Raw genomic sequence first — 25,209 nt, 5'->3', positions numbered from 1 at the left:
CACTTTTACGAAACGCTTTGCATCTTACGATGTGAAGCGTTTTTGCGTTTATATACTGAAGCTATTTTGGAGGATTACATCTTTCTGCTATCCGTCAGAAATAGTATCTTTGAAGAAATTTAGTCATTATGCCGGTTCTCTATTTGTTATTGTGCTTATATGCTTTATTTTTATGTTGTTGTGTTTACGCATGGCATAGAACAAAGAGAGAAAAACTAAATAGTAGTATGCAGACAGGCCTCTCTGTTGTGATATGTGCCCGCAATGAAGAAAAAAATATAAGATTATTACTGAGTGATCTTGATAACCAATCCTATAAGGCAAAAGAAATTATTGTTGTTGATGATAACTCCGATGATAAAACAGCAGAAATTGTAGCCTCTTTTCCGAATGTCAGGTTCATACAAAATACAGGGAACGGGAAAAAACAAGCTCTTAAATGTGGAATACAAGCAGCAATATGTGATATTATTGTGTGTACAGATGCTGATTGTCGTGTACCGTCAACCTGGTTGCAGGCTGTAGTTTCTTCATTAGCGCACAAGGAAGTGACGCTTTTAATAGCCCCAGTCAGGATGCAATCGGATACTTCTTTCTGGCAGCAGATTCAGGCGTTGGAATTTCTGTCGTTAGCTGCTGTTACGGCCGGATCTGCGGTTATGAAGCAGCCGATGATGTGCAATGGTGCCAACCTGATTTTTAACCGTAGTGTTTGGCTCAGAGCCTTTGATGATTTGCGCGTTGACGAACCTTCCGGTGACGATATGTTTTTTCTGATGTACTGTAAAAAGCATAACGAATCTATCGTCTATTTGAAGTCTCAGGAAGCAATGGTGACCATAGAGCCTAATAATACCATTGAACAGTTTAGAAATCAAAGGCGGCGCTGGGTGTCAAAAAGTAAATCGTATCGGGACTCTGGTATAGTTCTTCTAGGGTTAGTAACGTTTGCTGTCACTGTTATGCCCGTTTTTCTACTCTTTTCTGGTTTATGGATGCAGGCATTGATATGTTGGGGATGCAAAACGTTTGTAGATGCATTGTTTGTTCTTAATTTTGCATCGTTCTTTAAAGGAAAACAAGTTGTAAATAGGATAATTCCATTAGCAATGTTGTACCCTTTTTATGTACTTTACGTTACTGTCCCGGGATTATTCTGTAAGGTAAAATGGAAATAATAAAAATTTAGATAAATGATACAAGAAATAAAGCAAGTGATAGATGTGCTGCGCAAAGGAGGTGTTATTTTATACCCAACGGATACAGTGTGGGGATTGGGTTGCGACGCAACAAACGAGGATGCGGTAAAACGTATTTACGAGATTAAGCAGCGGGCTGACAATAAAGCGATGCTTGTACTGATGGATAGTACCGCAAAATTGCAGGGGTACGTGTCGGAAATTCCTGATCTTGCGTATGATTTGATAGATATGAGTACCAAGCCATTGACAATAATCTATTCGCAGGGGAAAAATCTGGCTGCAAATTTGATGGGAGAAGATGGAAGCATAGGTATACGTGTGTCTAATGAGGAGTTTTCAAAAAAGTTGTGCGAAATGTTCCGTCGTCCAATAGTTTCAACATCTGCGAATATTAGCGGCGAACCGACTCCTCGTAATTTTGCGCAGATTTCGCAGGAAATTATCGATGCGGTCGATTATGTCGTGCAATATCGTCAGGATGATCTGTCAGAGCCAGCCCCGTCTTCAATTATCAAACTTGGGCCGGGAAGTCTGGTTAAGGTTATTCGTGAATAGTATTGAGAATAATTCTCCATATACGGCTGATATTTCTGAAATGTCAGCCATTTTTTATTCCCTGTATTAAGTGGTATGCAGGGCGCTTTTTGTTTGAAGTATCGCACAATATTTCTACTTTTGTACTCTGATTTGCAGGTTGGAAAAAGAACTGATCTGCGATTGTAAAATATCTGTTTTTCAAAGTTTTATTTATTATGTCTGGAAGAAAAAATATTATAATTTATAGTAGTGTAGGAGCATTGGTTCTTGGATTGGTAATTGCACTTGTTTTCTTTGTGAAGAAATCTTCGGATAAAGATTCTGAAATGAAGGGAATGGTTGCGCAGATGACGTATGAGAAAAGCCAATTGCAACAGGAATATGAAGATTTTGCCAAGTCTACAGACGGTTTGCAGTTTAAGACGACCAATGATTCTCTTGCCCATCAGATTGTGAAACAGAAGCAGCGTATTCAGTCATTGATGGAAGAACTGAAAACGGTTAGAGTAACAGATGTTCAGAAGATTAACCAATTGAAACAGGAGCTTGCAACCGTACGTAAAGTATTGCGCCAATACGTGATAATGGTAGATTCTTTGAACCATCAAAATCAGGTGTTGACAGCCGAAAATCAGGAGGTCAAGCAAAAATTCAATCAGGCTTCGCAACATGTGGAACAATTGTCAAAGGAAAAGAGTTCCCTTGAAGAAAAGGTAACTCGTGCGGCGCGGTTAGATGTAAAGTCTTTGAATGTCGAGACATTGACAGATCGCAATAAAAAAACCGATAAAGTCAATAAAACTGCGACTATAAAGATCAATTTTACGATAGCTAAAAATGTTACTGCAGCTCCCGGAAATAAGCATGTGTATGCACGGATCATGACTCCTGATAACGGAGTCCTTGCCAGAAGCCAAGGCGACGTTTTTCCATTTGAGAATCGTCAAATTCAATATTCCTGTAAAAAAACGATTGAATACCAAGGAGAGGATCTTTCTGATGTGTTATACTGGAAAGTCAACGAATTGTTATTTCCGGGTTCTTACAGAGTAGACCTTTTTGCTGATGGTAATTTGATAGGCCAAGCCAGCTTTCGTTTAGCCAAATAAAACTTCATAAATTTCGATAGCATCCGGTAAAACTTTTCCCATGCAACCGGTATTAAAAGAGTATAAAGCATTCCTTCAACTCGAAAAGTCATTATCTTCCAATACGGTATCCGCTTATTTGAGTGATATAGAAAAGCTTTTGAGCTTTCTTTCGGATGCTCATGTCGATTTTTTGACTGTGCGCATCGACCATTTGCAGGATTTTTTGATAGAACTGTCTGATTTGGGAATTTCTCCACGCTCACGGGCGCGTATCGTTTCCGGTATAAAATCATTCTATAATTTTCTTATCCTGACCAATAAACTGGAAGATGATCCGACCGAATTGCTGGAACTTCCTAAAATAGGACTTCATTTGCCAGAAGTTCTCTCCGTTGAAGAAATTAATGCCATAGTCGATGTTATTGATGTTTCCACGCCGGAGGGCCAGCGAAACCGTGCCATTATAGAAATGATGTATGGATCGGGCTTGCGGGTTTCGGAATTGATTGATGTACAGCTTTCAAATATTGATATTGAACATTCTTTTATGAAGGTGGAAGGCAAAGGTAGCAAACAGCGTTTGGTTCCTTTGTCAGAAGAAGCTGAAACTCAAATGAAGTTGTGGTTGATAATTCGTAACGGAATGAAGATACAGAAAGGCTTTGAAGATTATCTGTTTCTAAACCGTAGGGGAGCCAAGCTGACCAGAGTGATGATTTTTACGATTGTCAAACAGTTTGCCCAAATGGCTGGAATAAAGAAGAATATTAGTCCGCATACATTCCGGCATTCGTTTGCTACTCATTTGCTCGAAGGAGGCGCAAATCTCAGGGTGATTCAGCAGCTTTTGGGGCATGAGTCAATTATGACAACAGAAATTTATACCCATATTGATGTTGAATTGCTGCGAGATACAGTGTTGAGCTTTCATCCAAGAAATGCAAGAAAGTGACCCAGAATAAAAAAATGCGAACCGGTCGTGCCGATTCGCATTTTTTGTTCATATAGGTTTTTGAGAAGATTACACAGTCATAATTTCCTTTTCTTTGGCAACCATCATATCTTCTACTTTTTTTACAAACTTGTCGTGCAGCTTCTGAGCATCATTTTCTGCATCTTTGGCAGAATCTTCAGGAAGTCCGTCTTTTACTGCTTTTTTGATGTGCTCAATGGCATCACGACGGGCGTTACGGATGCTAACCTTTGCATCTTCTACTTCTTGTTTTGCCTGTTTTGCAAGCTGTTTACGGCGTTCCTCTGTAAGTGGAGGAATTCCCAATCGAATGGTTTCTCCGTTGTTGGCAGGAGTAATGCCTATTTCGGATGCCATGATAGCTTTTTCAATAACACTGATCATCGCTTTTTCCCACGGTTGAATGTTGATCGTTTTCGCATCAGGAGTGGTAACTGTAGCTACTCCGCTGATGGGAAGATGGTTTCCATAATATTCAACAAATACACCGTCAAGAATACGGGGGTTAGCTTTTCCTGCACGGATGTGAGCCAACGATTCGTCTAAGAAGCGTACCGCACCTTCCATTTTGTCTTCTGCGGCTTTTAAAAATACCTTTACATCTGTCATAGCAATTGTTATTTTAGGTGAAGGATATGAGTTTTATTTTGATTAGCACTTAACATTCAAGCTGTTGAGTACTACTCTTATTTTTTCAAATGTTGTAATGGTGGTTGGAACTAATGGAAGACGTAATTTGTTTTCTATCATACCCATTACTGATAAAATGCTTTTTACACCAGCCGGATTCCCATCTACAAACAGGAGTTTGAAGAGTTCGTTGAAACGATAATGAATTTCACGGGCGGCATCGTATTGTCCATTAAGAGCCAATCGTACCATCCGGCTGAACTCGTATGGAAATGCGTTGCCGATAACAGAAATTACACCAACAGCTCCTAATGTTATCAGAGGAAAAGTGATGCCGTCATCTCCTGAAATTACCACAAAATTTTCGGGTTTGTTTTTGATAATATCATCAATTTGCGTGAAGATGCCAGAAGCTTCTTTTATTGCAACGATATTTTTGAAATCATTAGCTAAACGCAATGTTGTATCTGCCGTCATGTTGACACCCGTTCTGCCCGGAACGTTGTAAAGAATAATCGGCAGTCTTGATGCTGTTGCAATTGCCTTGAAGTGCTGGTATAGACCTTCCTGTGATGGCTTGTTGTAATAAGGTGTAACCGAAAGGATTGCATCGACACCACTCAAATCGTCGTTTTGAAGTTGATCTATAACAGCTTGAGTATTGTTTCCTCCGACTCCCAGAACAATAGGCAATCTTCCGGCATTGACTCTGATGACAAAGCGGGTAACTTCATCTCTTTCCTGTTTGGTCATGGTAGCTGTTTCAGCTGTTGTTCCACAAACAACCAGATAATCGGTGCCGTTTTTTATCAGATGCTCCACAAGTTTTGCAAGAGCTTCAAAATCAATCGAATCGTCTGCTTTGAATGGGGTAATCAGGGCAACGCCCATCCCGGTTAATTTACTTTTGGTCATACAATATAGTGGGAATACGGGTGCAAATGTACACTTTTTTCGCCGTTTTTCTATCATTTTAATACAACAAATTGGCACATTTTTGTTAGTTTTCCACACAGATGTGAACGAAGAATACCATTGGATAAAAGAATGATACCAGGAAGTTGTTTGTAAGGTGATGTTTTTATAAAAGGTATTAATAATCAGGCTTGTATGATATTTGATTGCAGGGGTTAAAAAAATGAGTTATCTTTGTTATTTCAATTTAATACGATGTAAGCATTAAAGATATGGATAATAAACTGTTTATTTATAATACATTAAGTAGAAAAAAAGAGCTTTTTGAGCCGCTGCATGCACCTCATGTGGGGATGTATGTGTGTGGTCCTACAGTGTATGGTGATGCTCATTTGGGACATGCTCGTCCGGCTATTACTTTTGATTTGGTTTACCGTTATCTGACGCACCTTGGCTATAAGGTTCGTTATGTGAGAAATATAACTGATGTGGGGCACCTCGAAAATGATGCTGATGCCGGAGAAGATAAGATTGCTAAGAAAGCACGGCTTGAGCAATTGGAACCCATGGAAATTGTGCAGTATTATACCAATCGTTACCATAAAGCAATGGAGGCTCTTAACGTGCTTCCACCCAGCATAGAGCCTCATGCTTCGGGTCATATTATTGAGCAGATTGAATTTGTGAAGAGTATTCTGCATGCCGGGTTTGCCTACGAAAGCCACGGATCAGTCTATTTCAATGTTGAGAAGTATAACAAATCACACCATTACGGAAAATTATCCGGGCGTAATATTGATGAGTTGTTGGAAACAACGCGCGATTTGGATGGTCAGAACGAAAAGCGTAAAAGTGTTGACTTTGCCCTTTGGAAGAAAGCAATGCCGGAACATATAATGCGCTGGCCTTCACCCTGGAGTGACGGTTTCCCGGGATGGCATCTTGAATGTTCGGTAATGGGAACAAAATATTTAGGCGAAAAATTTGATATTCATGGAGGCGGAATGGATTTGGTATTTCCGCATCACGAGTGCGAAATAGCTCAGTCAACGGCGGCTCTCGGCCACGAATCGGTGCGTTACTGGATGCATAACAATATGATTACCATCAATGGACAGAAGATGGGAAAATCGCTTGGTAATTTTATTACACTTGAAGAGTTCTTTACAGGAAACCATAAATTGCTTACCCAGCCGTTCAGTCCAATGACTATTCGTTTCTTTATTCTTCAGGCACATTATCGTGGTACGGTCGATTTTAGCAGCGAAGCGTTGGTGGCATCAGAAAAAGGATTGTCCAGGTTAGTGGAAGGGTATGAGCGTTTGCAGAAATTGCAGGCTGGTGCTGAAACCACAGTGGATGTGGCAGGTTTGCGTGATAAATGCGAAGCTGCCATGTGTGATGACCTGAATACACCGATTGTAATTGCACAGTTGTTTGAAGCTATCAAAGCGATTAATACCGTTCATGACGGCAAGGGAACTATTTCGCAGGTAGATCTGGATGAGTTAAAGTCTGTTATGAAACTCTTTATTGAAGATATTCTTGGCTTGAAAACTCAACTCTCAGATGTGGATTCTTCTACCGAGGCGTACAAAAAAGCGATAGATTTGTTGCTTAGCATTCGTCTGGAAGCGAAAGCAAATAAGGATTGGGCGACAGCTGACAAAATCCGTAACCAGTTAGCTGCCTTTGGGTTCGACGTTAAAGATACGAAAGACGGTTTTGAGTGGAAGCTTTGAAAAGCTGAAAGCTGCTGAATGATGGCATTCGAAAAAAAGCAGTGAGGCCATAAAGCTGCGCAAACAGGATATTTTTTTCTTTGTGATTTTATGTTAAATATCAGGGCAAAAGAAAAGAGCACCTGTTTTGATAGAAAGATATTTGCTACTTTTGTGGGCAATTTTTATTGAAATAATACTTGGACGGGCATTTTTACGTTATTGAAGTGAAATACTAAAAGCAAGTCACATGATTCGAAAATTGATTTTTTGGATGGGACTGTTAGGTGTCACTCAATTGGCGTATTGTCAGGATTTTGAACATACTATAGAGGTAGGTCCTCTTGCAGGTACATCATTTTACCTTGGCGATGCCAATCAGAAATTGTTTGCTTATAACAGAAGCGTTATTGGCGGGTTAGTCCGTTATCCATTAAATAACAGATTAGCGCTAAAGAGCGCATTGTCTTTCAGTGGAATAAAAGGTTATTCGGATACGTATCAGGTTGCATTTAATCACAATTATTTATTTGCAACCATACAGGGTGAGTTTAACTTTTTTCCGTATGAGCGATCTGATTACAACATTGAAAGTTCGATAGTAACTCCTTACATATTAGGAGGTGTTGGATTCATTGCCTGCAGTAAACAAAAGAAGAATGCAACCTTGCTCACCGAACCAATTTTTCCTGCACGGGCAGTGGTATTAAGTTGTGGAGTAGGAGGGAAGTTGAAGTTGAGCAGTAGAGTGGATTTGAATGTAGAGTGGACAATTAATAAAGCTTTGTCCGATAGGCTGGAAGGAGTTGCGGAACTCAATAATCCGTATTTGTTGAATCAAAATATGTCATTTAATAACGATTTTTATTCGACACTGACAATTGCAGTCACCTTTGCAATTTATACACAGAAATGTGAATGTAGATCAGGTTTCTTAAAAGGATACTGATTATTAATTAGATAACACAAACATGAGTTCATTTTTAGATACAATAGACAGAGCCCGTGTACCGAGACATGTAGCCATTATAATGGACGGAAACGGACGATGGGCAATGCAACAGGGTATGGCTCGTGCTTTTGGACACCAAAGTGCAATTGGTGCTGTGCGCGATGTGACCGCAGCAGCCTCTGAACTCGGTGTTGAGTATTTGACATTATATACATTTTCGACTGAAAACTGGAACAGGCCGGAGGATGAAATAAAAGCTCTAATGGAATTGTTCGCAGTAACTATTGAAAAAGAGACACCCGATCTACATAAAAACAATGTGCGTTTAGTGTCAATCGGGGATCATAACCGTTTGCCTGAAGATGCACAACGAAGATTGAAAAATAGTATTGAGATTACTGCACAAAATACAGGTTTAACCTTGGTATTAGCCCTGAGTTATTCTGCAAGATGGGAGATAATTAATGCGGTAAAATTATTTTGTCAGGATGTGCAGTCCGGCAAGGCAAAGCCTGAAGACCTTGATGATAAGATGTTTGACAGTTATCTTACAACCAAAGGCATACCGGACCCTGATTTGTTGATTCGTACCAGTGGCGAAATGCGCATTAGTAATTTTTTACTGTGGCAATTAGCCTATTCCGAACTTTACTTCACGAATACGCTTTGGCCTGATTTTGACAAAGAACAATTTTATGAAGCAATCTGTGATTATCAAAGCCGTGAACGTCGTTTCGGAAAGACTGGACTTCAACTGAAAACAGATTGATAGATTATTTTACTTACGCATACTTCATCTAAAAAGCATATGTTAAAACGAACATTATTCGCGTTCACTTCCCTGATTTTATCCGTAACAGCTTTTGCTCAACAACCTGCAACAAGTCAGCAAACCGCAAAAGATACAGTTAAAGCATTTATCCCGAATATTTATTATTCACAGAATCCCAGAGAATACGAAATTGCCGGAATTAAAATTTCGGGTTCTTCGATGTATGAAGATTATGTATTGGTAGGATTCTCAGGTCTTACTGTAGGCCAAAAAGTGAAAGTGCCCGGGGACGAACTGACCGGTGCCTTAAAACGTTTTTGGAAACAGGGTTTCTTTTCAGATGTAAAGGTTTTAGCATCTAAGATTGAAGGTAATAAAGTCTGGATAGAAATTGTTGTTCAGCAACGTCCACGCATTTCCAAAATTAATTATACAGGACTCAAGAAATCGTATATCGAAGATGTTGATCCTAAAATCGGAATGGTTAAAGGTAGTCAGTTGACTCCTGACTTGAAAGACAAAGCGGTGACCGTAATAAAGAAATATTTGAATGATAAGGGTTTTCGTTATGCAACGGTTTCTGTCGTTCAAAAAAATGATACGCTTCAAAAAGGAATGGTGACGGTTGACATTGATGTCGATCCGGGCCGGAAGGTGAAAGTTCATGAAATTTTTCTTGAAGGAAATCAGGCTTTATCGTTCAATCAGGTGGTAGGCGCAATGAAAAAAACCAACGAGCCAAAATTGGTTAACCTGTTCAAAACTAAAAGATTTGTGGATGAAAACTTCACCGCAGATAAGAATCTTATCGTTGAACGGTACAATGAAAAAGGTTTTCGTGATGCAGCCGTAGTCTGGGATAGCGTAGCCCGTTATGACGATCAGAGTGTCAATGTTTACCTTAAAGTGGACGAAGGTAAAAAATATTATATACGTAATATTTCTTGGGTAGGAAATACGATTTACCCGAGTGAATATTTGAGTATGGTGTTGGGTATCAAAAAGGGCGATACATACAATGCCAAATTATTGAACAAACGTTTGTCCAGCGATGAAGATGCCGTTGGAAAATTCTACAAGAATAAAGGATATCTCTTTATGAATGTAGACCCGGTTGAAGTTAATACAGCGAATGACTCTATTGACTTTGAAATGCGTCTTTATGAAGGAAAACCGGCTACAATCAATGAAGTTAAGATAAGCGGAAATACCCACGTATACGAGCATGTGATTCGCCGTGAAATGTATGTTGTCCCCGGACAATACTACAGTGAATCGGATTTGATGCGTACCATGCGCGAGTTGGCTCAATTGGGTAACTTCGAGCAGGAAAAACTGATGCCGGATGTACAACCTAATCCTGAAGAAGGCAATGTTGATATCAGTTGGCCTTTGGTTTCAAAATCGAATGACCAGATTGAATTCTCTGCAGGATGGGGACAAACCGGGGTGGTTGGTAGTCTGGGTCTGAAGTTCAGTAATTTCGCTATTCAAAATTTATTCAAACCGTCAACTTATCGTTTCGTGCCAGAGGGTGAAGGTCAGACTTTTTCTATATCAGGCCAGACTAACGGTAGCTACTATCAATCGTATAGCGTTTCTTTTGTTGAACCATGGTTAGGCGGTAAACGTCCTAATTCGCTGTCCCTATCAGCATATTATTCTATCCAGACTGGTGTTAGCAACCGTTATTCAAGCTATCTGGGTAATTATTATAATTCATATTCCAGTGGTTATGGCGGGTACGGTGGCTACGGCGGCTATGGAAGTAATTATGGCAACAGCTATGCCTATGAAGCAGACCCGGATAAATATATTCATACCTTTGGTATTTCTGCAAGCTGGGGTAAGCGTTTACAATGGCCCGATGATTATTTTCAGTTAAATCTTGGACTTGAATATCAGCGCTATTCATTGAAGAACTGGAGCTACTTCCTGATGTCTGATGGTATAGCTAACCTTGCCAGTCTGAACGTAATTTTAAGCCGTAACTCAACAGACAATCCGATCTATACACGTCAAGGCTCAACGTTTACTTTATCAGGCCAGTTTACTCCGCCGTATTCTTCTTTTGATCATAAAGACTACTCAGCAACGATGAGTGATCAGGATCGATACAATATGGTTGAATTCTATAAACTGAAATTCAAAGGTAAATTCTTCATTCCTCTTTCCAATGCCAATCGTACATTTGTGTTGATGGGGAGAACTGAATATGGATACCTTGGTTATTATAACAAGTACAAACGTTCTCCATTTGAAACATTCTACATGGGTGGTGACGGTATGACTGGTTATACCACTTACGGAACAGAGACTATTGGTTTGCGTGGTTATGAAAACGGTTCATTGACACCAACTGCATCTTATTATAGAAATGGAGCTTTACAAAGTGCTCAGATAGGTTATGTATATACAAGGGTTGGGGCTGAATTACGATATCCGTTGGTATTGGAACAAACGACCAATATCTATGCTCTTGCATTTGTTGATGCAGGAAACTGCTGGAGCACCGGCAAAGAATTCAATCCTTTCGATTTGAAGAGATCGGCTGGTGTCGGTGTTCGTATCTTCCTTCCAATGTTCGGATTGCTGGGTATTGACTGGGCATATGGTTTTGACAAGATTAACGGCAGTACTTCATATGGTGGAAGCCACTTCCACTTTATTATCGGACAAGAGTTCTAAAATATAGATTTTTGAATGTGCAACTAAAATCAGAAGACTATGAAAAAGCTTATTATTTTGTTCGTGTTTTTGATGGGAGCCTTCAGCTTTTCTCACGCTCAGAAATTTGCTATAGTAGACATGGAATATATCATGAAGCATGTGCCAGCCTATGAATCGGCAAATGAGCAGCTAAACCAGGTGTCAAAAAAATGGCAGGCGGAAGTGGAGGCAAAGATGCAGGTGGTACAAAATCTCTACAAGACATATCAGACAGAAGTTGTGTTTATGTCGCCTGAGATGAAGACTAAAAGAGAAAACGAAATTGTAGAAAAAGAAAAGGCTGCTCAGGATTTGAAACGCCAGTATTTTGGTCCGGAAGGAGAACTCTACAAGAAAAGACAAAGTCTTATGAAACCTATTCAGGACGAAGTCTATAATGCGATTCAAACCATTTCAAATGATAAAGGCTACCAACTGATTCTGGATAAGTCTTCATCTATGAATATTATCTTCTCATCGCCTAAAATAGACATAAGCGATGAAGTGCTAGTTAAACTTGGATATTCAAAATAAATCCCTATTTTTGCGAAAATTTTATCATTAAAACATCAACTTATGCTTAAGAAAATTATTGTGCTGGTTTTGTGCGTTGCACCTATTATGGCTTTTGCTCAAAATAAATTTGGCCATGTCAATTCTCAGGATGTGTATAATGCAATGCCAGAAAAAGCAACTGTAGAAAAAACTCTTCAGGATCTCGCTACAAATTATGAAAATGAGATTAACAAAATGCGTGACGAGTATAACAAAAGAGTAAAAGAATTTGTGGACAAAAAAGATAGCATGCCTCAATCTATCTTGCAAGCTCGTCAGAGTGAGATTGTGGAAATGGAACAACGTATCAGTACTTTGAACCAGACAGCTCAAACCGACCTGCAAAAAAAACAACAAGAATTAGTTCAGCCTATTGTTGATAAAATTAAGAAAGCTATCAACGACGTTGGTCTTGAAAACGGCTTTATTTACATATTCGACTTGCAGGTTCCTGCAATTCTTTATCATTCAGATCAGAGTGTAGATGTTCTGCCTTTGGTTAAAAAGAAATTGAATATCAAATAATAGATTTCTTCTAAAATATAAATGCCTGCACTCGGTCGAGTTGCAGGCTTTTTTTGTTACTGGCCGGGACAGGATGCTTTTTTGTTGTTTTTTTGAGAAGGGGAATACAAATTGCTAAAAACTAACGGATATTTGCAATGACTTAACTGATAATGTATATGATTCGTTATTTTTTTGCTCTATGCTTAAATTCTTGATTCTTTTTGCTTTGTTATTGCTCTCTTTCTGTGTTTCCAATTCTCAGCCAAATACCTTGAAAGAGCTTAAACTGCCCGATATTGGTAAGTGGATGGAAAGAAGCAATGGCAAACCGGCAGACTGGTTAGGTACCAGATTCCAAAATAAGGAACTTATCGAACCTATTAATGTCGTAATCATTGATGCATTCGCTAAAACCAGGGCGGAAGCAATCCGCAAGCTGATGATAGCATGTCAGAAAGAAGGCTACACAGATCGTGAAGGGCATTCTTCCGGATATTACGCAAGGATAGACACTTGTCGGTTAAGCCAGCTGCCGGACGAACACAGAAGGGCGCTTTCCGATCGTAATTTTTTGTTTCCCAACAATCATGGACGAATAATGGGACCGGAATATTTCGACGGCAAATATATCTTTGTTGGGGCTTTCAGCCGTGAAGCATTCCGGTTTTTTAGCAGAGCTCACCATGTTTACCAATCGTTTACCATTGCCAGAAACGATTTCTGCGAAAAACTCGGGCGCGGTCATATCTATCGGATTATAGGAGAATGTAATCTCGAAAACCGGATAAATACACGATGGATAACGACGGGAGATCACGATGGAGAAGCTATATTGCTTTATGCTGCCAGATAAAGCATAAAAGATAAAATGATGCATAATAGAAACGGGATAAACAAAAATACCAATGTATAATTGTTTATCCCGTTTTCCGCGTTACGGTATATGCGTTTATTTCCGTTTATTTCCGTTTGTTGAGAATAATCAATGCTCCGATTACTCCCGGAACCCACCCGCAAAGAGTGAGAAGCAGGATAATAAGAAAGCTGCCGCAGCCTTTATCAAGTACCGAAAGCGGAGGGAAAATAATTGCAAGAATAACTCTGAATAAACTCATATTTTCCCCTGTTTACGATAGTTCAAATTCCTCTCCCGGAGCCGGAATTTCGATGTTAGAAAAACCATCTTTGTTGAGAATATCACGGTAGGTCTGTTGTGTTTTGTACTCGCCGTGAACCAGGAAGGTTTTCTTTAATTGGGCCGTATCCTGACAATGAAGAAACTCTTTCATTTCATTGTAATCGCCGTGGCCGGAGAAGGCTTCTATCTTTTCAATTTTAGCGTTAAGGGGATGCATTTCTCCGAAAATGGAGATCTCTTTCAACCCCGGTTGCTGGATGCGCGCACCCAAAGAGGTAGGCGAACAGTAACCCACAATAAGCAAAGTGTTCTTTGGGTCGGAGATGTTATTGGCCACGTGATGCTTGATGCGCCCGGCTTCCATCATGCCCGACGAAGAGATAATAACGCAGGGTTTCTTGTAATCGTTGAGCTTTTTGGAGTCGTCCACATTTTTGATGTAATGCAGGGTATTGAATCCGAACGGATCGGGATCGTATTTCAGCACCTCTTTTACATGTTCGTTCATGCATTCGGTATGCATGCGGAACACGTCGGTGGCGTTGACCGACAGTGGACTGTCAACGAAGATGTCTATTTTGGGCAATCGGCCATCGTTGTAAAGGTTGTTGAGCACAAAGACAATCTCCTGAGTACGCCCGATGGAGAACGAAGGAATAATAAGCTTGCCTCCTTTGTCGACGCAGGTCTCGGTAATGATGCGCAGCAAATCTTCTTCCGATTCTTTATCAGCCTGGTGTAGACGGTCGCCGTAGGTCGATTCGGTAATCAGGTAATCGCATTGTGGAAAGGGTGCAGGCGGTTGGATGATACGGTTGCGCGGACGTCCGATATCTCCGGTATAAGCTAACCGGATGGTTTTATCGCCCTCTTTGATTTCGAGGTTCACTACCGAACTGCCCAGCATGTGACCGGTATTGGTGAACTTCACGTTGATGCCGTTGTGGCTCTTTTTGTCGTTGAAATAGAAGCGTCGATTGTAGGCCACTCCGATAAAGAGTTTCATACACTCTTCGGCATCTTTGTCGTTATAGATGGGATGCACGGGTGGCAAACCCTTTTTTGCCAGCTTTTTGTTGTACCATTTCACATCGAGCTCCTGAATGTGGCCGCTGTCGGAGAGCATAATGGCACAGAGGTCGCGGGTGGCATTGGTGCAGATCACCGAACCTTCGAAGCCGTTGTTGTACATGTAGGGAATCAGTCCCGAGTGGTCGATATGGGCGTGAGTCAGGATGATGTGGTCGATCTCTGCCGGGTCGAATCCGAGGTTACGGTTCATGGCATCGGTTTCCATTCCCTTGCCCTGAAACATTCCGCAGTCGAGCAGGATTTTCTTGCCCTCTTTTGTTGTTATCAAATGCTTGCTGCCGGTTACTTCGCGTGCAGCGCCGATAAATTTTATTTTCATAGGATGAGTGTTTATGCGCGTTAAGGGTTGATGTATTATATTTTACCTCAATTCAAATTTAACTTCTTCAATCTTGCTTTGTGCCACCGCAGGTTTATGCTTTTTCCAAAGATCACCAGCCACACTTTTTGTGATAGTATGAAATTGGAATTGATCGTTACGCGGTGTTCTATAATATGAGATTACGTTAATGATATAATTGTGCAATGCTTTGAGACTGTCCGGTAAATAATCCGGGTAATAACTTATTGTAAATTCATTATTTGAAGACGTCCGATAATATATAGTATATGTAAAACCTTCGTACCAACTATCCGATTTCGGGTAGTATTCGTGGCGATAGTGTTTTGAAAGAAGAACTCGATTTAGTAATCTATCCAGCCCCAAAGTATCTGCTTTATTACTTTCAACATACTTTTGGGGCTTACTTTTATAATCCTTCGCATTAGCAATACAGATAAAATTATTTCTGCTTAACTCAAAGTATTTTCTGATATTAAGGGATGTAGAATCCAGTACTATACGATCGCTATCTTGATAGTTGAAGCCCGGATATGCAAACAAAACAAATTCATTTATTTGCTCTATTGGTTTGGTTTTCCCACAGGAAATGAGCATTACCAAACTTAAAAAAATGAAGAGAAATTTCCGCATTTGTATACCGTTTCGTCCCTACGGGACTTGGAATTAGTTCTGTGTATTACAGCTATAAACATGCCATCCCTATCGGGATTAATCTGTAAATACAAACAGAATAATGTTTGTAATCATAGTGCCATAGGCACGGCAGGTTTATAGAATGCTATACAGGCAAAGCTACGAAAAGATAGATGAAAATATTGCCCCGGGACTATTGTTATACAACATGGAGGCCGTTTTCAAAAGAAATTGAACAGTCGGATCAATTCGTCTTTTTTGCTTCCATCATCACTTTACCGTCTTTGGCTACGTTTATTTTGGTTGTGTTGGTCGATGCGTCTTTCAAAAATTCCAGATCCAATCCCGTTCCCTTGACAAAAACAAAGAGTTTATTGGCGCTCATTGGGTATAAAGTGAACGGTGTGGTATCAACAAACAGCAGCAACGAATGTTCTTTCTTCTCGATCCGAAAGTTATTGTTGGGCACCGAAGAGGTGTATGCTCCCACAAACTCTTGCAAGACCTTGTCGGATAATGCTACAAGCGGAAGATGCGTCAATTTTTTGGCCGTGAACTCAATTTTGCCGTTTGTCGTCACAATCAGCGAGTCGTTTTTCGTGAAATCAAAACGTATCAGTGCATTTTTCAAATGAAGCTCTTCAAGCGCAGTATTGATAGGGAGAAAGAACTTGCCCGAAGCTTCGGGGTAGAGAGAAAGCGGTGGTAGCTGTTCGTTCGACAGTTGCAACGTGTTGTCGGCCTTTGTCAGCGACAACAGTCTGCCGAACGAATCAAGATAGACACCAGTGCAACCGGCAATAACCGTAGCCGGTAGCTTTACAGCTTTAGGAGTACCCGAGGCAGATCCCGTTGTATTGGGAACCGAAAACGGCTTCTCCTTTGTTCCGAAATCGATAAAGGGGTAATGCCAGTCGGCCAGCAGAAATTTCATGCCGTCCCAGATGCCTTTGAAGTGGATGGTATTGTGTACCTCGTCGGGGTGTTTGTCGAATTTCCAGGCAAAGTTTTTTGGAGCATACTTCTTTAGTAGTGCGTCCAGCGAATCGACACCCATCGACAATCCTTCGTTAGCCATGGTCAGGTAGAGGCGCGTGGGGAACTCGGGTGATTTGGTAAGCAGCTCCTTCGTTTTGTCCAGCATGATATTGTTTTCCCACCACATACTCGGACTGAGAGATAAATAAGCATTGAAATATAGCGGATCTTTGACAAAGGCGTTCATCACAAACAGGCCTCCGTACGACACACCACCCAGAATCCGGTAGTTGTAGGTACGGTAGTTTTTCTCTACAAACGGCATCAGCTCCTCTTTGATAAAGCGGTAGAGGCTGTCGGCACCGCCACCCTTGTGGCCGTTGCCCGGCGTGGGGGTGAGGTCGTGTTCGCGCCTGTCGCCACCGGTTGCAAGGCCCACCACGATGGTTTGCGGAATGCTCTTGATGTCGGAATTGGAGAGCCAGCCGAGGTTTTGAGCCGTATGGTTGAAGTTCCACTGTGCATCGAGCATATAGAGCACCGGGTATTTCTTCGTACTCTTCTCGTAGCCCTCCGGCAGGGCGATCATAACGGTGCGATCTTCGTTGAGAATGTTCGAGTGAAATTTCAGCGAGTAGCCGGTGGTTACCGTTACCGGTTCCGTTTTCAGGTCACTGAGTGCAGGCACCTGAGCCGATGCCACTGCCGAAAAGAGCATTCCGGCCAGACAAAGTAGAGTGAGTTTTTTCATGGAAGTATTTTTAGAATCAAGATAAGAGACCTGAAATAAAAGATAACAGTAATCTTTATAACAGATTCGATTGTTCTTTCTCTGCAAATATATATTTTCCTTTCAGTAACACCTTGAAAATATGAGAATAATTTACATTTTGCGCAATGTAACGCTTCGAGCCGACAAACAGAAAGAGAGTGTTGTGTTCGAAAAAATGAAGGTTGTTCAATTTTTTTCTTCGAATAGATATTAATTGTTATTTTTGCCCTATATTTGTAGAAAAATTACCAATTTAATCTTTCAAATCATGATTCAGGAGTTTAGAGTCAAAAATTTCATGTCCATTAGAGATGAACAGACACTCTCTTTTGAGGCAACCAAAGATACTACTTCCCTGGAATATTTGACATATGAGGTAAAACCGAATTTGCGATTATTGAAGATGGCTGTTCTTTATGGAGCTAATGCTTCTGGGAAGACAAATATTTTGATTGCATTAGAGAGCCTTTGGAGAATGCTGTTTGCTCCAATGCTAGATAAGAATAGGCAAATTTTGTATGAACCTTTTGCCTTGGATAAAGACAAACCAACAATCTTTGCTATTCAATTTTATATTGATTCTGTAAAATATGAATATAAAGTAGCGTTTAATGACTCATATGTTTTAAATGAGATATTCAGCTTTGCTCCTAATGGAATCATGTCAACATTCTATGTTCGTGAGTTTGTAAATGAAAGTGTAGCGCCTAAGATTAAATTTGGCGATCTATTACAATTGTCTGCAAAAGCAAAAAGAGCATTTATTGATAACACATTAAATAATCATACAGTGTTGTCTACTTATGCTAAAATTTCTGTTGATGCAAAGCCATTCAATGTTGTGCACACGTGGATAAAAAAATATGTTCATGAAGAAGACGAGGATTTAAGCATATTGGATATAGCAGAAAATATTCTTAGTAATGATATTAAGAAAAAATTTGTCCTTACAGCATTATGTAAAGCTGATTTTAATATTTCTAATTTAGAAATAAAGGAAATTCCGAATGAAATTCCAACTGAGATTAAAGAACGTATTAAAAATGATGATAGTATTCCAGATTCTATTAAAACAGATTTGCTGAAAGAAAAAAAAATGGATTTAGAGTTTACACATCATACAAACGATGGGGATTTTGCTCTAAGTGTAAGATTGGAATCAAACGGAACTCGAAAGTATATACCTCTTTTAGAGCGATTGTATAATATGACAATTGAAAATCATATTTATATCTTCGATGAGATAGAAAGAGGCATTCATTACGATCTTTTGCTTCACTACTTGAGTCTGTTTATGATGAATACCAATGCATCTCAAATTATTTTTACTACCCATGATCAGATGCTGCTTGATGAGGAGTTTGTTCGCCGTGATATGGTTTGGTTTACCGAAAAATCAAATGATACGGGAGCTACGGAGCTCTATTCTGCCGCTGAATTTGGATTACACAAAAACCTGTCACTCTATAAGGCATACAAGTCGGGACGGTTAGGGGCAAAACCCAGTTTAGGTTCTATCTTTATAGAGCAATGATATGACACGAAAGATTGCAACCCGAGGACAAAAACATTCCAAATCGATTGCTGTAATTGGAGAAGGAATAACAGAACAATATTATTTACTGTCGCTTAAAGGGGTTATAGGAGCACAAATCGAACCTAAATTGCCGAAGCATTCGACCGGTATGCAATATCTCAAAGAAGAAATTGAGAAATGTATTGCCGCTGGTTATTCTCATGTGTATTGTCTGATTGATATGGATAACAAGGGGGAAGGAAAAAATAAAACACACTATATCCGACTGAAAGAGAAGTACCACAATCAAACAGTATCCAAACCCAAAGAAGGTATCAAATGCAAAATTATCTTCTTTGAAAATGAACGTTGTCTCGAATTATGGTTTTTATACCATTTCAAATATACTACGGCGCTATATCCTACATCTGATGTTCTCACAAAAGAGTTGAATACCCTTTGCGGGTATCAGAAAACAGAGAAATTCTTTCTGTCAACCAAAGGAGGGCTTCATCGGCTTCTACTCAAACATGGAGGAGACTTCGATAAGGCAAAGATCAATGCTGCTAAATCATTACAAACTAAAGAAGAAGATAACCGGGAGTACACCTATAGCGAAATGAGTAATTTCTTCAAGATGCTTGCAGATTAACTGTTGCCTTCCCATTGCTCCAACGCCTGAATAATGAGGTCTGCGCAGGCTTCGGTGCCGAAGAGTGAACTGTCGACGGTGAGGTGGTAATTCGCCGCGTCGCCCCAGGTTTTGTGGGTGTAGTGACGGCAATAGTTGATGCGTTCACGGTCTTTGCGTTCCAGCTCTTTTTCGGCCAGTTCGGGTGCAATGTGGTAGTTGTGGATAATGCGGTCGATACGGAACTCTTTGCCGGCGTGGACAAAGATATTGAAAGTGGACTGACTCTTGAGAATAAAGTCGGCGCAACGACCTACAATTACGCAGGCTTCGTGTTCGGCAATGTCACGAATCACCTTGCTTTGTACCATAAACAGGCTGTCAAGCGGCGGCATCTCTTCGTTGACGTAAGCGTAGTTCTGTTCGTACAGGTCGTAGAGCAGCGTATTGGCCAGCTTTTGTTCGTGCTCCTTTACGTATTCCGGCGTGAATCCGCCTTCGAGTGCAGTAAGGTCAATCAGTTTGCTGTCGTAAAATGCAATACCCAATCGCTTGGCCAGAATTTCGCCAATCTCGTGTCCGCCGCTGCCGTATTCGCGGGCAATGGTGATGACGAGCTGCTGTTTTTGTTCGGGAACTGTTACGACAGGAGCTATTGCTTTCACAGCCGGTTTATTGCCCAACCATTTGTCAACAAACGAGAGGTTTTTGGCATAAAAACGGACGATGGTACCCACCAGGAGCGCTGCCGCCACCGTGCCTTCGCGTACTCCATCCAGTCGATGCAGCAGCAAAAGCGAGCTGCCAACGCCCAGGATGACCAGCGAGCAATCGACACTTACTTTCGCTTTGCCAAATTCTAACCGAGACACTTTGGTGATCGCAAGAGCCAGACCTTCGCCGGCAAGGTAAGTCACTTTGGCTTTGACTTCCAGAAAGACTCCGAATGCCAGTACAATGCAACTTAAAAGACAAAGGAGCCATTGTATAACATAGTTGGAGGAGTGTATCCATGCCACCAGAGGCATGGTAAGATCAATGAACAGACCAAAAACAGAGACAGCAATGATCTGGGTAAGCTGAATCCATTCGTATCGTTTGCGCAGTAGAATGATTTGAAGCAAGATGATGCCCAGATTCATAATGATGGTAGTAGTTCCCATGGTGAGCGGGAAGGCCTGACTGTAGACGTAGGGTGGGGCGGAGATGGGCGACGTACCTAAGTTTGCCTTTACGGACAACACTACCCCGAGAGCCATAATAAATAGCCCGGCCACTAACAACACACATCTTTTTACCAATCCTTTTTGCTTCATCTTCAACCAATTCATATTTGAAACCATTAAGAAATTAAGAAACATGAAGTCGTGTTCTCAATTATCTAAATACCTTAATGGTAAAATCATCTTGTGATATAAAAAAAGGATAACCTTCGTTATCCTTTCTCTGTATTTTACTGAGCGTTGATCTTGTCGGTCAGCTCGTCGACCGGAACCAATTGCTGTTCGCCGCTCGTCATGTTTTTGAGCATAACGGCATTGGCGTTCATTTCATTTTCGCCGACAATGGCCACGAACGGGATCTTTTTGCCGTCGGCATAGCTCATCTGTTTTTTGATTTTTGCCGCTTCGGGGAAAATTTCGGCATTGATACCGGCTGAACGTACAGCTTTGAGCAACGGCAGACAGAAGCGTTGCTCTTTGTCTCCAAAGTTGATAAACAACAGGCGGGTATTCTCTTCCGACATAGCCGGGAAGCCGTTCAGCTGGTTGAGTACGTCGTAGATACGATCGGCACCGAAGGAGATGCCCACGCCCGAAACGCCGTCCATACCGAATACGCCGGTCAGGTTGTCGTAACGACCGCCACCGCTGATGCTTCCGATCTGTACGTCATTTGCCTTCACTTCGATGATGGCACCGGTATAGTAGTTGAGACCGCGAGCCAGCGTCAGGTCGAGTTCGATGGTAGTGGCAATTTGGGTCAGCGATACCAGATCGAAGATGGTTTCCAGTTCTTCGACACCTTTCAGACCTGTTTCCGAAGCTGCCAACACGGTTTTCAGCGTGTTCAGCTTTTCGGCGTTGCTACCCTGAAGCAGCAGTACCGGTTGCAGGCGGTCGATTGCATCCTGCGGAATGCCTTTCTCGATCAGTTCGGCATTGACGTTGTTGAGTCCGATCTTATCCAGTTTGTCGATGGCCACGGTGATGTCGACAATCTTGTCGGACTGTCCAATGATTTCGGCAATACCAGCCAATATTTTGCGGTTGTTGAGTTTAATGGTAACGTTAATGTTCAGACGATGAAAAACCTCGTCGATCATTTGCAGCAGTTCGGCTTCGTTCACCAGCGAATTGCTGCCCACCACGTCGGCATCGCACTGATAGAACTCACGATAACGCCCTTTTTGCGGACGATCGGCACGCCATACCGGCTGAATCTGATAACGTTTGAAAGGAAAGGTGATCTGGTCGCGGTGTTGCACCACGTAACGGGCAAAAGGAACGGTGAGGTCGTAACGAAGTCCCTTTTCGGAAATCTTTGATGTGAGCTTCACGCTGTTCTTAGCCGCCCATTCTTCATCGGCAACGCCACCGGCAAAATCGCCCGAATTCAATATTTTGAACAAAAGCTTGTCGCCCTCTTCGCCGTATTTTCCCATCAGGGTCGAAAGATTTTCCTGTGCAGGAGTCTCGATCTGGCGAAAGCCATAGAGTTGAAAAACAGACTTAATGGTATTGAAAATATAGTTGCGGTTCGCCATCTCTTCGGGCGAAAAGTCGCGCGTTCCTTTGGGTATGGAGGGTTTTTGCATCGCTGTAAAATTTTCCGCAAAGGTAGGTAAAAAGGCGAAGCGAAGCAAGCGTAAAGTAAGCAGTACACAGTCTTCAGTACTCAGTAAAAAACTGTTGAGTCAGATTTACTGAGTACTGCGTACTGTCTACTGAAGACTTATAAAATCATTTCAGCAATTCCAGAATTTTTACGCGGAAGGCATATTCGTATTTGGCCTGTGTTTTCTCTGAAAGTACCTGTGTAAGGTTGCTTTTGGCCTGATAGAGTTCGTAGACCGATGCCCGTCCGGCTTCGTATTTCTGGTTGGCAAAACGGTATGCTTCCTGACTGGCTATTTCCGATTTCTGAGCAGCTTCCCAGCGGCTTTGTGCTGCCAGGGCATTGTAGTAGGCCTGTTGAATCGATTTCTTCATATCCAGTTTGGTATTCTGGATGTCGAGTTTGCTGTTCTCCACACTGTTTTGCGCAATCTTCACCCGGTTTTGTACGTCGAATTTATTGAAGATGGGAATGGAGAGAGTTAGTCCGACGGATGTCGTGAGGTTATTTTTCAATTGTTTCCCGAACGCATCGTTGCTGGCACGACTCATGTTGTAATATCCGGTGCCCGAATTGGCTCCCAAACTCAGGGAAGGGTAGAGTTCTGCTTTGGTGGCCAGCACATCTTTCGATCCACTCAATAGACGATATTCGGCACTTTTAATTTCGGGGCGATGGGTGATAGCACTCTCGTAGATCGATTGTGCCGAGAGAATCATGGCGTTTTTGTCTATAAGATTTTCCGGTATCACCACATCCAGCTGTTCGAAGTTGTCGATCTCCATGATTTGAGCCAAATCGAGTAATGACAGTTTCAGCGCGTTTTCGTTCTGCGTGCGGCTCAACTCCTCTTTGGCTGCCTGCGCCTGCAATTCGTACATTTCGCCTTCGGCCATTTTACCGTTGGAGACCAGAGCTTGGCGTTGTTCTATCTTTGTTTTGGTCAGCGCCAGTTGATCGTTGGCAATTTGCAGCAGCTCTTTGTTGAGCAGTACCTGCATGTATGCCGTTGCCACACTCAGGGCGATGTCTGTGCGAATCTTTTCCAGATCAGCTTTGGATGCCATCCAGTCGGCCTTGCGTGCATCGATGTTGTACTTCATTCGCAGTCCGTCGAAAAGTGTTACGTTGCTCGATAGGTTAAACGAAGTTTGTTTCGAGTTGGAACTTGCATAGGTGTTGGCCGCCGTTAACGAACGTCCAAACATAAAACTTTGACCGATCGATCCGTTGAGGTTGGGCAGAAGGTTGAGTCGTGCCTGCCGGTAATTGATTTCGCGGTTTTGTGACGTGTTTTGCTGCTGCCGTATTTTCAGGTTGTTGTTCCAGGCAGTATCGACACACTGTTCCAACGTCCACGCCTTTTGAGCAAACGAGGTCAATGGAAGGAAGATCAGACCGATCAGAATAATTTTCTTTATCATGAGATGCGTGTGTTAATGAAGTGATGTAACTTCGGAGCAGGACTGCCTTGTTTTTGCTGCAAGGGACAGTATGCTCCGGTTGTCAGGTTATCGATCGTCCGACTTTTCATCCGATTTTTGCTCTTTCTTCTTTGCTAAAATTTCGGCTCCGCGTACTTTATCCTTTGCTTTCAACCCCGATTTTACTTCGATTTTGATGCCATCGGACAGGCCAACTTTGACTACTTTTTTGTCAAATGCCTGTGGCTCTTTGGTCTTCAATACATAGACATAAGAGGTGTCGCCGCTGAATTCGATGCAGTTTTCGGGGAGAGTCAGCACGTTGCTCAGTTTGTTGAGCAATATCTCTGCGTTGGCACTGTAACCGGCACGTACGAATACCGAAGAAGGTATTTTGAGGGCTGCTTTCATCTCGAACATAATAGCACCGTTCTCTTCAGTTCCTTTCGGAGAGATATATTCCAAAGTTGCGGTCAGCTTCTGATCCTGCATGGCACCGATGGTAATGTCCATTGTCATGCCGGTTTGCAATTTACCCACTTCCGTTTCATCCAATTTTCCCACAAAAAGCATGTCGCTCATATTGGCTACGGTGGCAATTGTCGTTCCGTCGTTGAAACTGTTGGATTGAATCACTGAATTTCCTACTTTTACCGGAATGTCGAGAATCGTACCGTTGATAGTGGAGCGAACCAGCGTATTGCTCACCTGCGATTTGCTGCTGGTGATCCCGTCGCGAACCAGACTAAGGTTGTCTTTGGCGGCACCCAACTCTTCTTTGTCGTTTTCGTATTGCAAGCGGGTTTTGTCGAACTCCTCTTTCGATATCACCTTTTCTTTCATTAATTTGGAGTCGCGGTCGTAATTTTTCTTCGACTGGTCGTAGGCCAATTGTGCCCGTGTTACCCTCGATTCAGCGCTGTTGAGGCTTACCATGTCGGGGATAACTTTGATTTTGGCAATTAAATCGCCGACCTTCACTTTGTCGCCCGCTTTCTTATAGATTTCGGCAATGATACCCGACATTTGCGGCTTGATCAACACTTCGTTGCGCGGAGATATTTTACCGGTAGCCACGATGCGTTTTTCAATATTGCCTATCGTTACTTCGGCAATTTCATATTTCTTTACTACCGGTTGCGATTTTTTCCAGAGAAAGAAAAAAGTACCGAGTACTATAACGCCCAATAGTACTAAAAAAAAGATTTTGAAGAATTTTTTCATGGGAAAACTATTATTTGGAACAATTTTACAATTAAGCGATTAAACAATTACACGAT

23 protein-coding genes are annotated in these 25,209 nt (G+C 41.6%); 13 read left to right on the top strand and 10 right to left on the bottom strand.

All coding sequences use genetic code 11. From position 1 onward, the window contains the following. Positions 1-128: 128 nt before the first annotated feature. The 4 genes from F8N35_RS07115 (at position 129) to xerD (ending at position 3,782) form a co-directional block, all read left to right on the top strand. Positions 129-1,178 carry a glycosyltransferase gene (locus F8N35_RS07115; RefSeq protein WP_293050724.1) on the top strand — a complete coding sequence of 350 codons (1,050 nt, stop codon included), beginning with the start codon at positions 129-131 and terminating at the stop codon, positions 1,176-1,178. 15 nt (positions 1,179-1,193) lie between these two features. Continuing rightward, the gene (locus F8N35_RS07110) at positions 1,194-1,757 is read left to right on the top strand and encodes an L-threonylcarbamoyladenylate synthase (protein ID WP_293050723.1); all 564 of its coding nucleotides are present in this window, start codon (positions 1,194-1,196) and stop codon (positions 1,755-1,757) included. A gap of 197 nt (positions 1,758-1,954) precedes the next feature. Next, positions 1,955-2,848, top strand: coding sequence for a hypothetical protein (locus F8N35_RS07105; protein WP_293050722.1), 894 nt, complete (start codon positions 1,955-1,957; stop codon positions 2,846-2,848). A 40-nt stretch (positions 2,849-2,888) separates the two neighbouring features. Further along, the gene (xerD, locus tag F8N35_RS07100) at positions 2,889-3,782 is read left to right on the top strand and encodes a site-specific tyrosine recombinase XerD (RefSeq protein ID WP_293050721.1); all 894 of its coding nucleotides are present in this window, start codon (positions 2,889-2,891) and stop codon (positions 3,780-3,782) included. Between the two features lie 69 nt (positions 3,783-3,851). Here the strand turns inward: xerD and frr are convergent, their stop codons facing one another. Both frr and dapA read right to left on the bottom strand, forming a co-directional pair. Then, entirely contained in the window at positions 3,852-4,412 is a 561-nt protein-coding gene (gene frr / locus F8N35_RS07095) for a ribosome recycling factor (protein WP_293050720.1), read from the bottom strand. A gap of 42 nt (positions 4,413-4,454) precedes the next feature. After that, entirely contained in the window at positions 4,455-5,348 is an 894-nt protein-coding gene (gene dapA, locus F8N35_RS07090) for a 4-hydroxy-tetrahydrodipicolinate synthase (protein ID WP_293050719.1), read from the bottom strand. 272 nt (positions 5,349-5,620) lie between these two features. On the opposite strand from dapA, the gene cysS reads away from it, so the two are divergent. The 7 genes from cysS (at position 5,621) to F8N35_RS07055 (ending at position 13,417) form a co-directional block, all read left to right on the top strand. Beyond that, positions 5,621-7,090 carry a cysteine--tRNA ligase gene (gene cysS, locus F8N35_RS07085; protein WP_293050718.1) on the top strand — a complete coding sequence of 490 codons (1,470 nt, stop codon included), beginning with the start codon at positions 5,621-5,623 and terminating at the stop codon, positions 7,088-7,090. Positions 7,091-7,319: 229 nt separating this feature from the next. Beyond that, a complete protein-coding gene (locus F8N35_RS07080; protein WP_293050717.1) occupies positions 7,320-8,018 on the top strand; it encodes a DUF6089 family protein in 699 nt (232 codons plus the stop codon). 22 nt (positions 8,019-8,040) lie between these two features. Continuing rightward, complete coding sequence (locus tag F8N35_RS07075; protein ID WP_293050716.1) at positions 8,041-8,790, top strand: isoprenyl transferase; 750 nt, start codon at positions 8,041-8,043, stop codon at positions 8,788-8,790. 39 nt (positions 8,791-8,829) lie between these two features. After that, positions 8,830-11,481 (top strand): outer membrane protein assembly factor BamA, encoded by a 2,652-nt coding sequence (bamA, locus tag F8N35_RS07070; RefSeq protein WP_293050715.1) that lies wholly within the window; start codon positions 8,830-8,832, stop codon positions 11,479-11,481. Between the two features lie 39 nt (positions 11,482-11,520). Further along, entirely contained in the window at positions 11,521-12,036 is a 516-nt protein-coding gene (locus F8N35_RS07065; RefSeq protein ID WP_068703423.1) for an OmpH family outer membrane protein, read from the top strand. Between the two features lie 42 nt (positions 12,037-12,078). After that, a complete protein-coding gene (locus tag F8N35_RS07060) occupies positions 12,079-12,582 on the top strand; it encodes an OmpH family outer membrane protein (protein WP_293050714.1) in 504 nt (167 codons plus the stop codon). A gap of 181 nt (positions 12,583-12,763) precedes the next feature. Further along, complete coding sequence (locus F8N35_RS07055; protein ID WP_293050713.1) at positions 12,764-13,417, top strand: hypothetical protein; 654 nt, start codon at positions 12,764-12,766, stop codon at positions 13,415-13,417. Positions 13,418-13,523: 106 nt separating this feature from the next. Here the strand turns inward: F8N35_RS07055 and F8N35_RS07050 are convergent, their stop codons facing one another. The 4 genes from F8N35_RS07050 to F8N35_RS07035 form a co-directional block, all read right to left on the bottom strand. Further along, positions 13,524-13,679: a YqaE/Pmp3 family membrane protein gene (locus F8N35_RS07050; protein WP_293050712.1), complete on the bottom strand. Its 156-nt coding sequence runs from the start codon at positions 13,677-13,679 to the stop codon at positions 13,524-13,526. Between the two features lie 12 nt (positions 13,680-13,691). After that, complete coding sequence (locus F8N35_RS07045) at positions 13,692-15,113, bottom strand: MBL fold metallo-hydrolase (protein WP_293050711.1); 1,422 nt, start codon at positions 15,111-15,113, stop codon at positions 13,692-13,694. A gap of 42 nt (positions 15,114-15,155) precedes the next feature. Beyond that, positions 15,156-15,767 carry a hypothetical protein gene (locus F8N35_RS07040; RefSeq protein ID WP_293050710.1) on the bottom strand — a complete coding sequence of 204 codons (612 nt, stop codon included), beginning with the start codon at positions 15,765-15,767 and terminating at the stop codon, positions 15,156-15,158. A 247-nt stretch (positions 15,768-16,014) separates the two neighbouring features. Beyond that, positions 16,015-17,499 (bottom strand): alpha/beta hydrolase-fold protein, encoded by a 1,485-nt coding sequence (locus tag F8N35_RS07035; protein ID WP_293050709.1) that lies wholly within the window; start codon positions 17,497-17,499, stop codon positions 16,015-16,017. A gap of 289 nt (positions 17,500-17,788) precedes the next feature. Between F8N35_RS07035 and F8N35_RS07030 the strand changes: the two genes are divergently transcribed. Together F8N35_RS07030 and F8N35_RS07025 are read left to right on the top strand one after the other, a co-directional pair. After that, positions 17,789-19,054 (top strand): ATP-binding protein, encoded by a 1,266-nt coding sequence (locus tag F8N35_RS07030; RefSeq protein WP_293050708.1) that lies wholly within the window; start codon positions 17,789-17,791, stop codon positions 19,052-19,054. Position 19,055: 1 nt separating this feature from the next. After that, positions 19,056-19,688, top strand: coding sequence for an RloB family protein (locus F8N35_RS07025; protein WP_293050707.1), 633 nt, complete (start codon positions 19,056-19,058; stop codon positions 19,686-19,688). Here the strand turns inward: F8N35_RS07025 and F8N35_RS07020 are convergent. The 4 genes from F8N35_RS07020 to F8N35_RS07005 all read right to left on the bottom strand — a co-directional run bounded on the left by F8N35_RS07020 (position 19,685) and on the right by F8N35_RS07005 (position 25,153). Next, entirely contained in the window at positions 19,685-20,983 is a 1,299-nt protein-coding gene (locus tag F8N35_RS07020) for a cytidylate kinase family protein (RefSeq protein ID WP_293050706.1), read from the bottom strand. The two genes, F8N35_RS07025 and F8N35_RS07020, sit on opposite strands and share 4 nt — an antisense overlap. Positions 20,984-21,120: 137 nt before the next feature. Beyond that, positions 21,121-22,485: a histidine--tRNA ligase gene (hisS, locus tag F8N35_RS07015; protein ID WP_293050705.1), complete on the bottom strand. Its 1,365-nt coding sequence runs from the start codon at positions 22,483-22,485 to the stop codon at positions 21,121-21,123. 145 nt (positions 22,486-22,630) lie between these two features. After that, entirely contained in the window at positions 22,631-23,929 is a 1,299-nt protein-coding gene (locus F8N35_RS07010) for a TolC family protein (protein ID WP_293050704.1), read from the bottom strand. 87 nt (positions 23,930-24,016) lie between these two features. Further along, positions 24,017-25,153, bottom strand: coding sequence for an efflux RND transporter periplasmic adaptor subunit (locus F8N35_RS07005; protein ID WP_293050703.1), 1,137 nt, complete (start codon positions 25,151-25,153; stop codon positions 24,017-24,019). Between the last annotated feature and the right edge of the window lie 56 nt (positions 25,154-25,209).

Source organism: Paludibacter sp., assembly GCF_009712605.1.
Lineage (GTDB): Bacteria > Bacteroidota > Bacteroidia > Bacteroidales > Paludibacteraceae > Microbacter.
This window is presented reverse-complemented; position numbering and strand designations above follow the sequence as displayed.

What these genes read in the sequence shown, in the direction of transcription:
- F8N35_RS07005 (WP_293050703.1), bottom strand. Translation starts at nt 25,153, where the DNA reads ATGAAAAAATTCTTCAAAATCTTTTTTTTAGTACTATTGGGCGTTATA.
- F8N35_RS07075 (WP_293050716.1), top strand. Translation starts at nt 8,041, where the DNA reads ATGAGTTCATTTTTAGATACAATAGACAGAGCCCGTGTACCGAGACAT.
- F8N35_RS07030 (WP_293050708.1), top strand. Translation starts at nt 17,789, where the DNA reads ATGATTCAGGAGTTTAGAGTCAAAAATTTCATGTCCATTAGAGATGAA.
- F8N35_RS07065 (WP_068703423.1), top strand. Translation starts at nt 11,521, where the DNA reads ATGAAAAAGCTTATTATTTTGTTCGTGTTTTTGATGGGAGCCTTCAGC.
- F8N35_RS07080 (WP_293050717.1), top strand. Translation starts at nt 7,320, where the DNA reads ATGATTCGAAAATTGATTTTTTGGATGGGACTGTTAGGTGTCACTCAA.
- F8N35_RS07040 (WP_293050710.1), bottom strand. Translation starts at nt 15,767, where the DNA reads ATGCGGAAATTTCTCTTCATTTTTTTAAGTTTGGTAATGCTCATTTCC.
- F8N35_RS07115 (WP_293050724.1), top strand. Translation starts at nt 129, where the DNA reads ATGCCGGTTCTCTATTTGTTATTGTGCTTATATGCTTTATTTTTATGT.
- F8N35_RS07010 (WP_293050704.1), bottom strand. Translation starts at nt 23,929, where the DNA reads ATGATAAAGAAAATTATTCTGATCGGTCTGATCTTCCTTCCATTGACC.
- F8N35_RS07035 (WP_293050709.1), bottom strand. Translation starts at nt 17,499, where the DNA reads ATGAAAAAACTCACTCTACTTTGTCTGGCCGGAATGCTCTTTTCGGCA.
- F8N35_RS07060 (WP_293050714.1), top strand. Translation starts at nt 12,079, where the DNA reads ATGCTTAAGAAAATTATTGTGCTGGTTTTGTGCGTTGCACCTATTATG.
- bamA (WP_293050715.1), top strand. Translation starts at nt 8,830, where the DNA reads ATGTTAAAACGAACATTATTCGCGTTCACTTCCCTGATTTTATCCGTA.
- F8N35_RS07045 (WP_293050711.1), bottom strand. Translation starts at nt 15,113, where the DNA reads ATGAAAATAAAATTTATCGGCGCTGCACGCGAAGTAACCGGCAGCAAG.
- dapA (WP_293050719.1), bottom strand. Translation starts at nt 5,348, where the DNA reads ATGACCAAAAGTAAATTAACCGGGATGGGCGTTGCCCTGATTACCCCA.
- F8N35_RS07105 (WP_293050722.1), top strand. Translation starts at nt 1,955, where the DNA reads ATGTCTGGAAGAAAAAATATTATAATTTATAGTAGTGTAGGAGCATTG.
- xerD (WP_293050721.1), top strand. Translation starts at nt 2,889, where the DNA reads ATGCAACCGGTATTAAAAGAGTATAAAGCATTCCTTCAACTCGAAAAG.
- cysS (WP_293050718.1), top strand. Translation starts at nt 5,621, where the DNA reads ATGGATAATAAACTGTTTATTTATAATACATTAAGTAGAAAAAAAGAG.
- hisS (WP_293050705.1), bottom strand. Translation starts at nt 22,485, where the DNA reads ATGCAAAAACCCTCCATACCCAAAGGAACGCGCGACTTTTCGCCCGAA.
- F8N35_RS07050 (WP_293050712.1), bottom strand. Translation starts at nt 13,679, where the DNA reads ATGAGTTTATTCAGAGTTATTCTTGCAATTATTTTCCCTCCGCTTTCG.
- F8N35_RS07025 (WP_293050707.1), top strand. Translation starts at nt 19,056, where the DNA reads ATGACACGAAAGATTGCAACCCGAGGACAAAAACATTCCAAATCGATT.
- F8N35_RS07110 (WP_293050723.1), top strand. Translation starts at nt 1,194, where the DNA reads ATGATACAAGAAATAAAGCAAGTGATAGATGTGCTGCGCAAAGGAGGT.
- F8N35_RS07020 (WP_293050706.1), bottom strand. Translation starts at nt 20,983, where the DNA reads ATGAAGCAAAAAGGATTGGTAAAAAGATGTGTGTTGTTAGTGGCCGGG.
- frr (WP_293050720.1), bottom strand. Translation starts at nt 4,412, where the DNA reads ATGACAGATGTAAAGGTATTTTTAAAAGCCGCAGAAGACAAAATGGAA.
- F8N35_RS07055 (WP_293050713.1), top strand. Translation starts at nt 12,764, where the DNA reads ATGCTTAAATTCTTGATTCTTTTTGCTTTGTTATTGCTCTCTTTCTGT.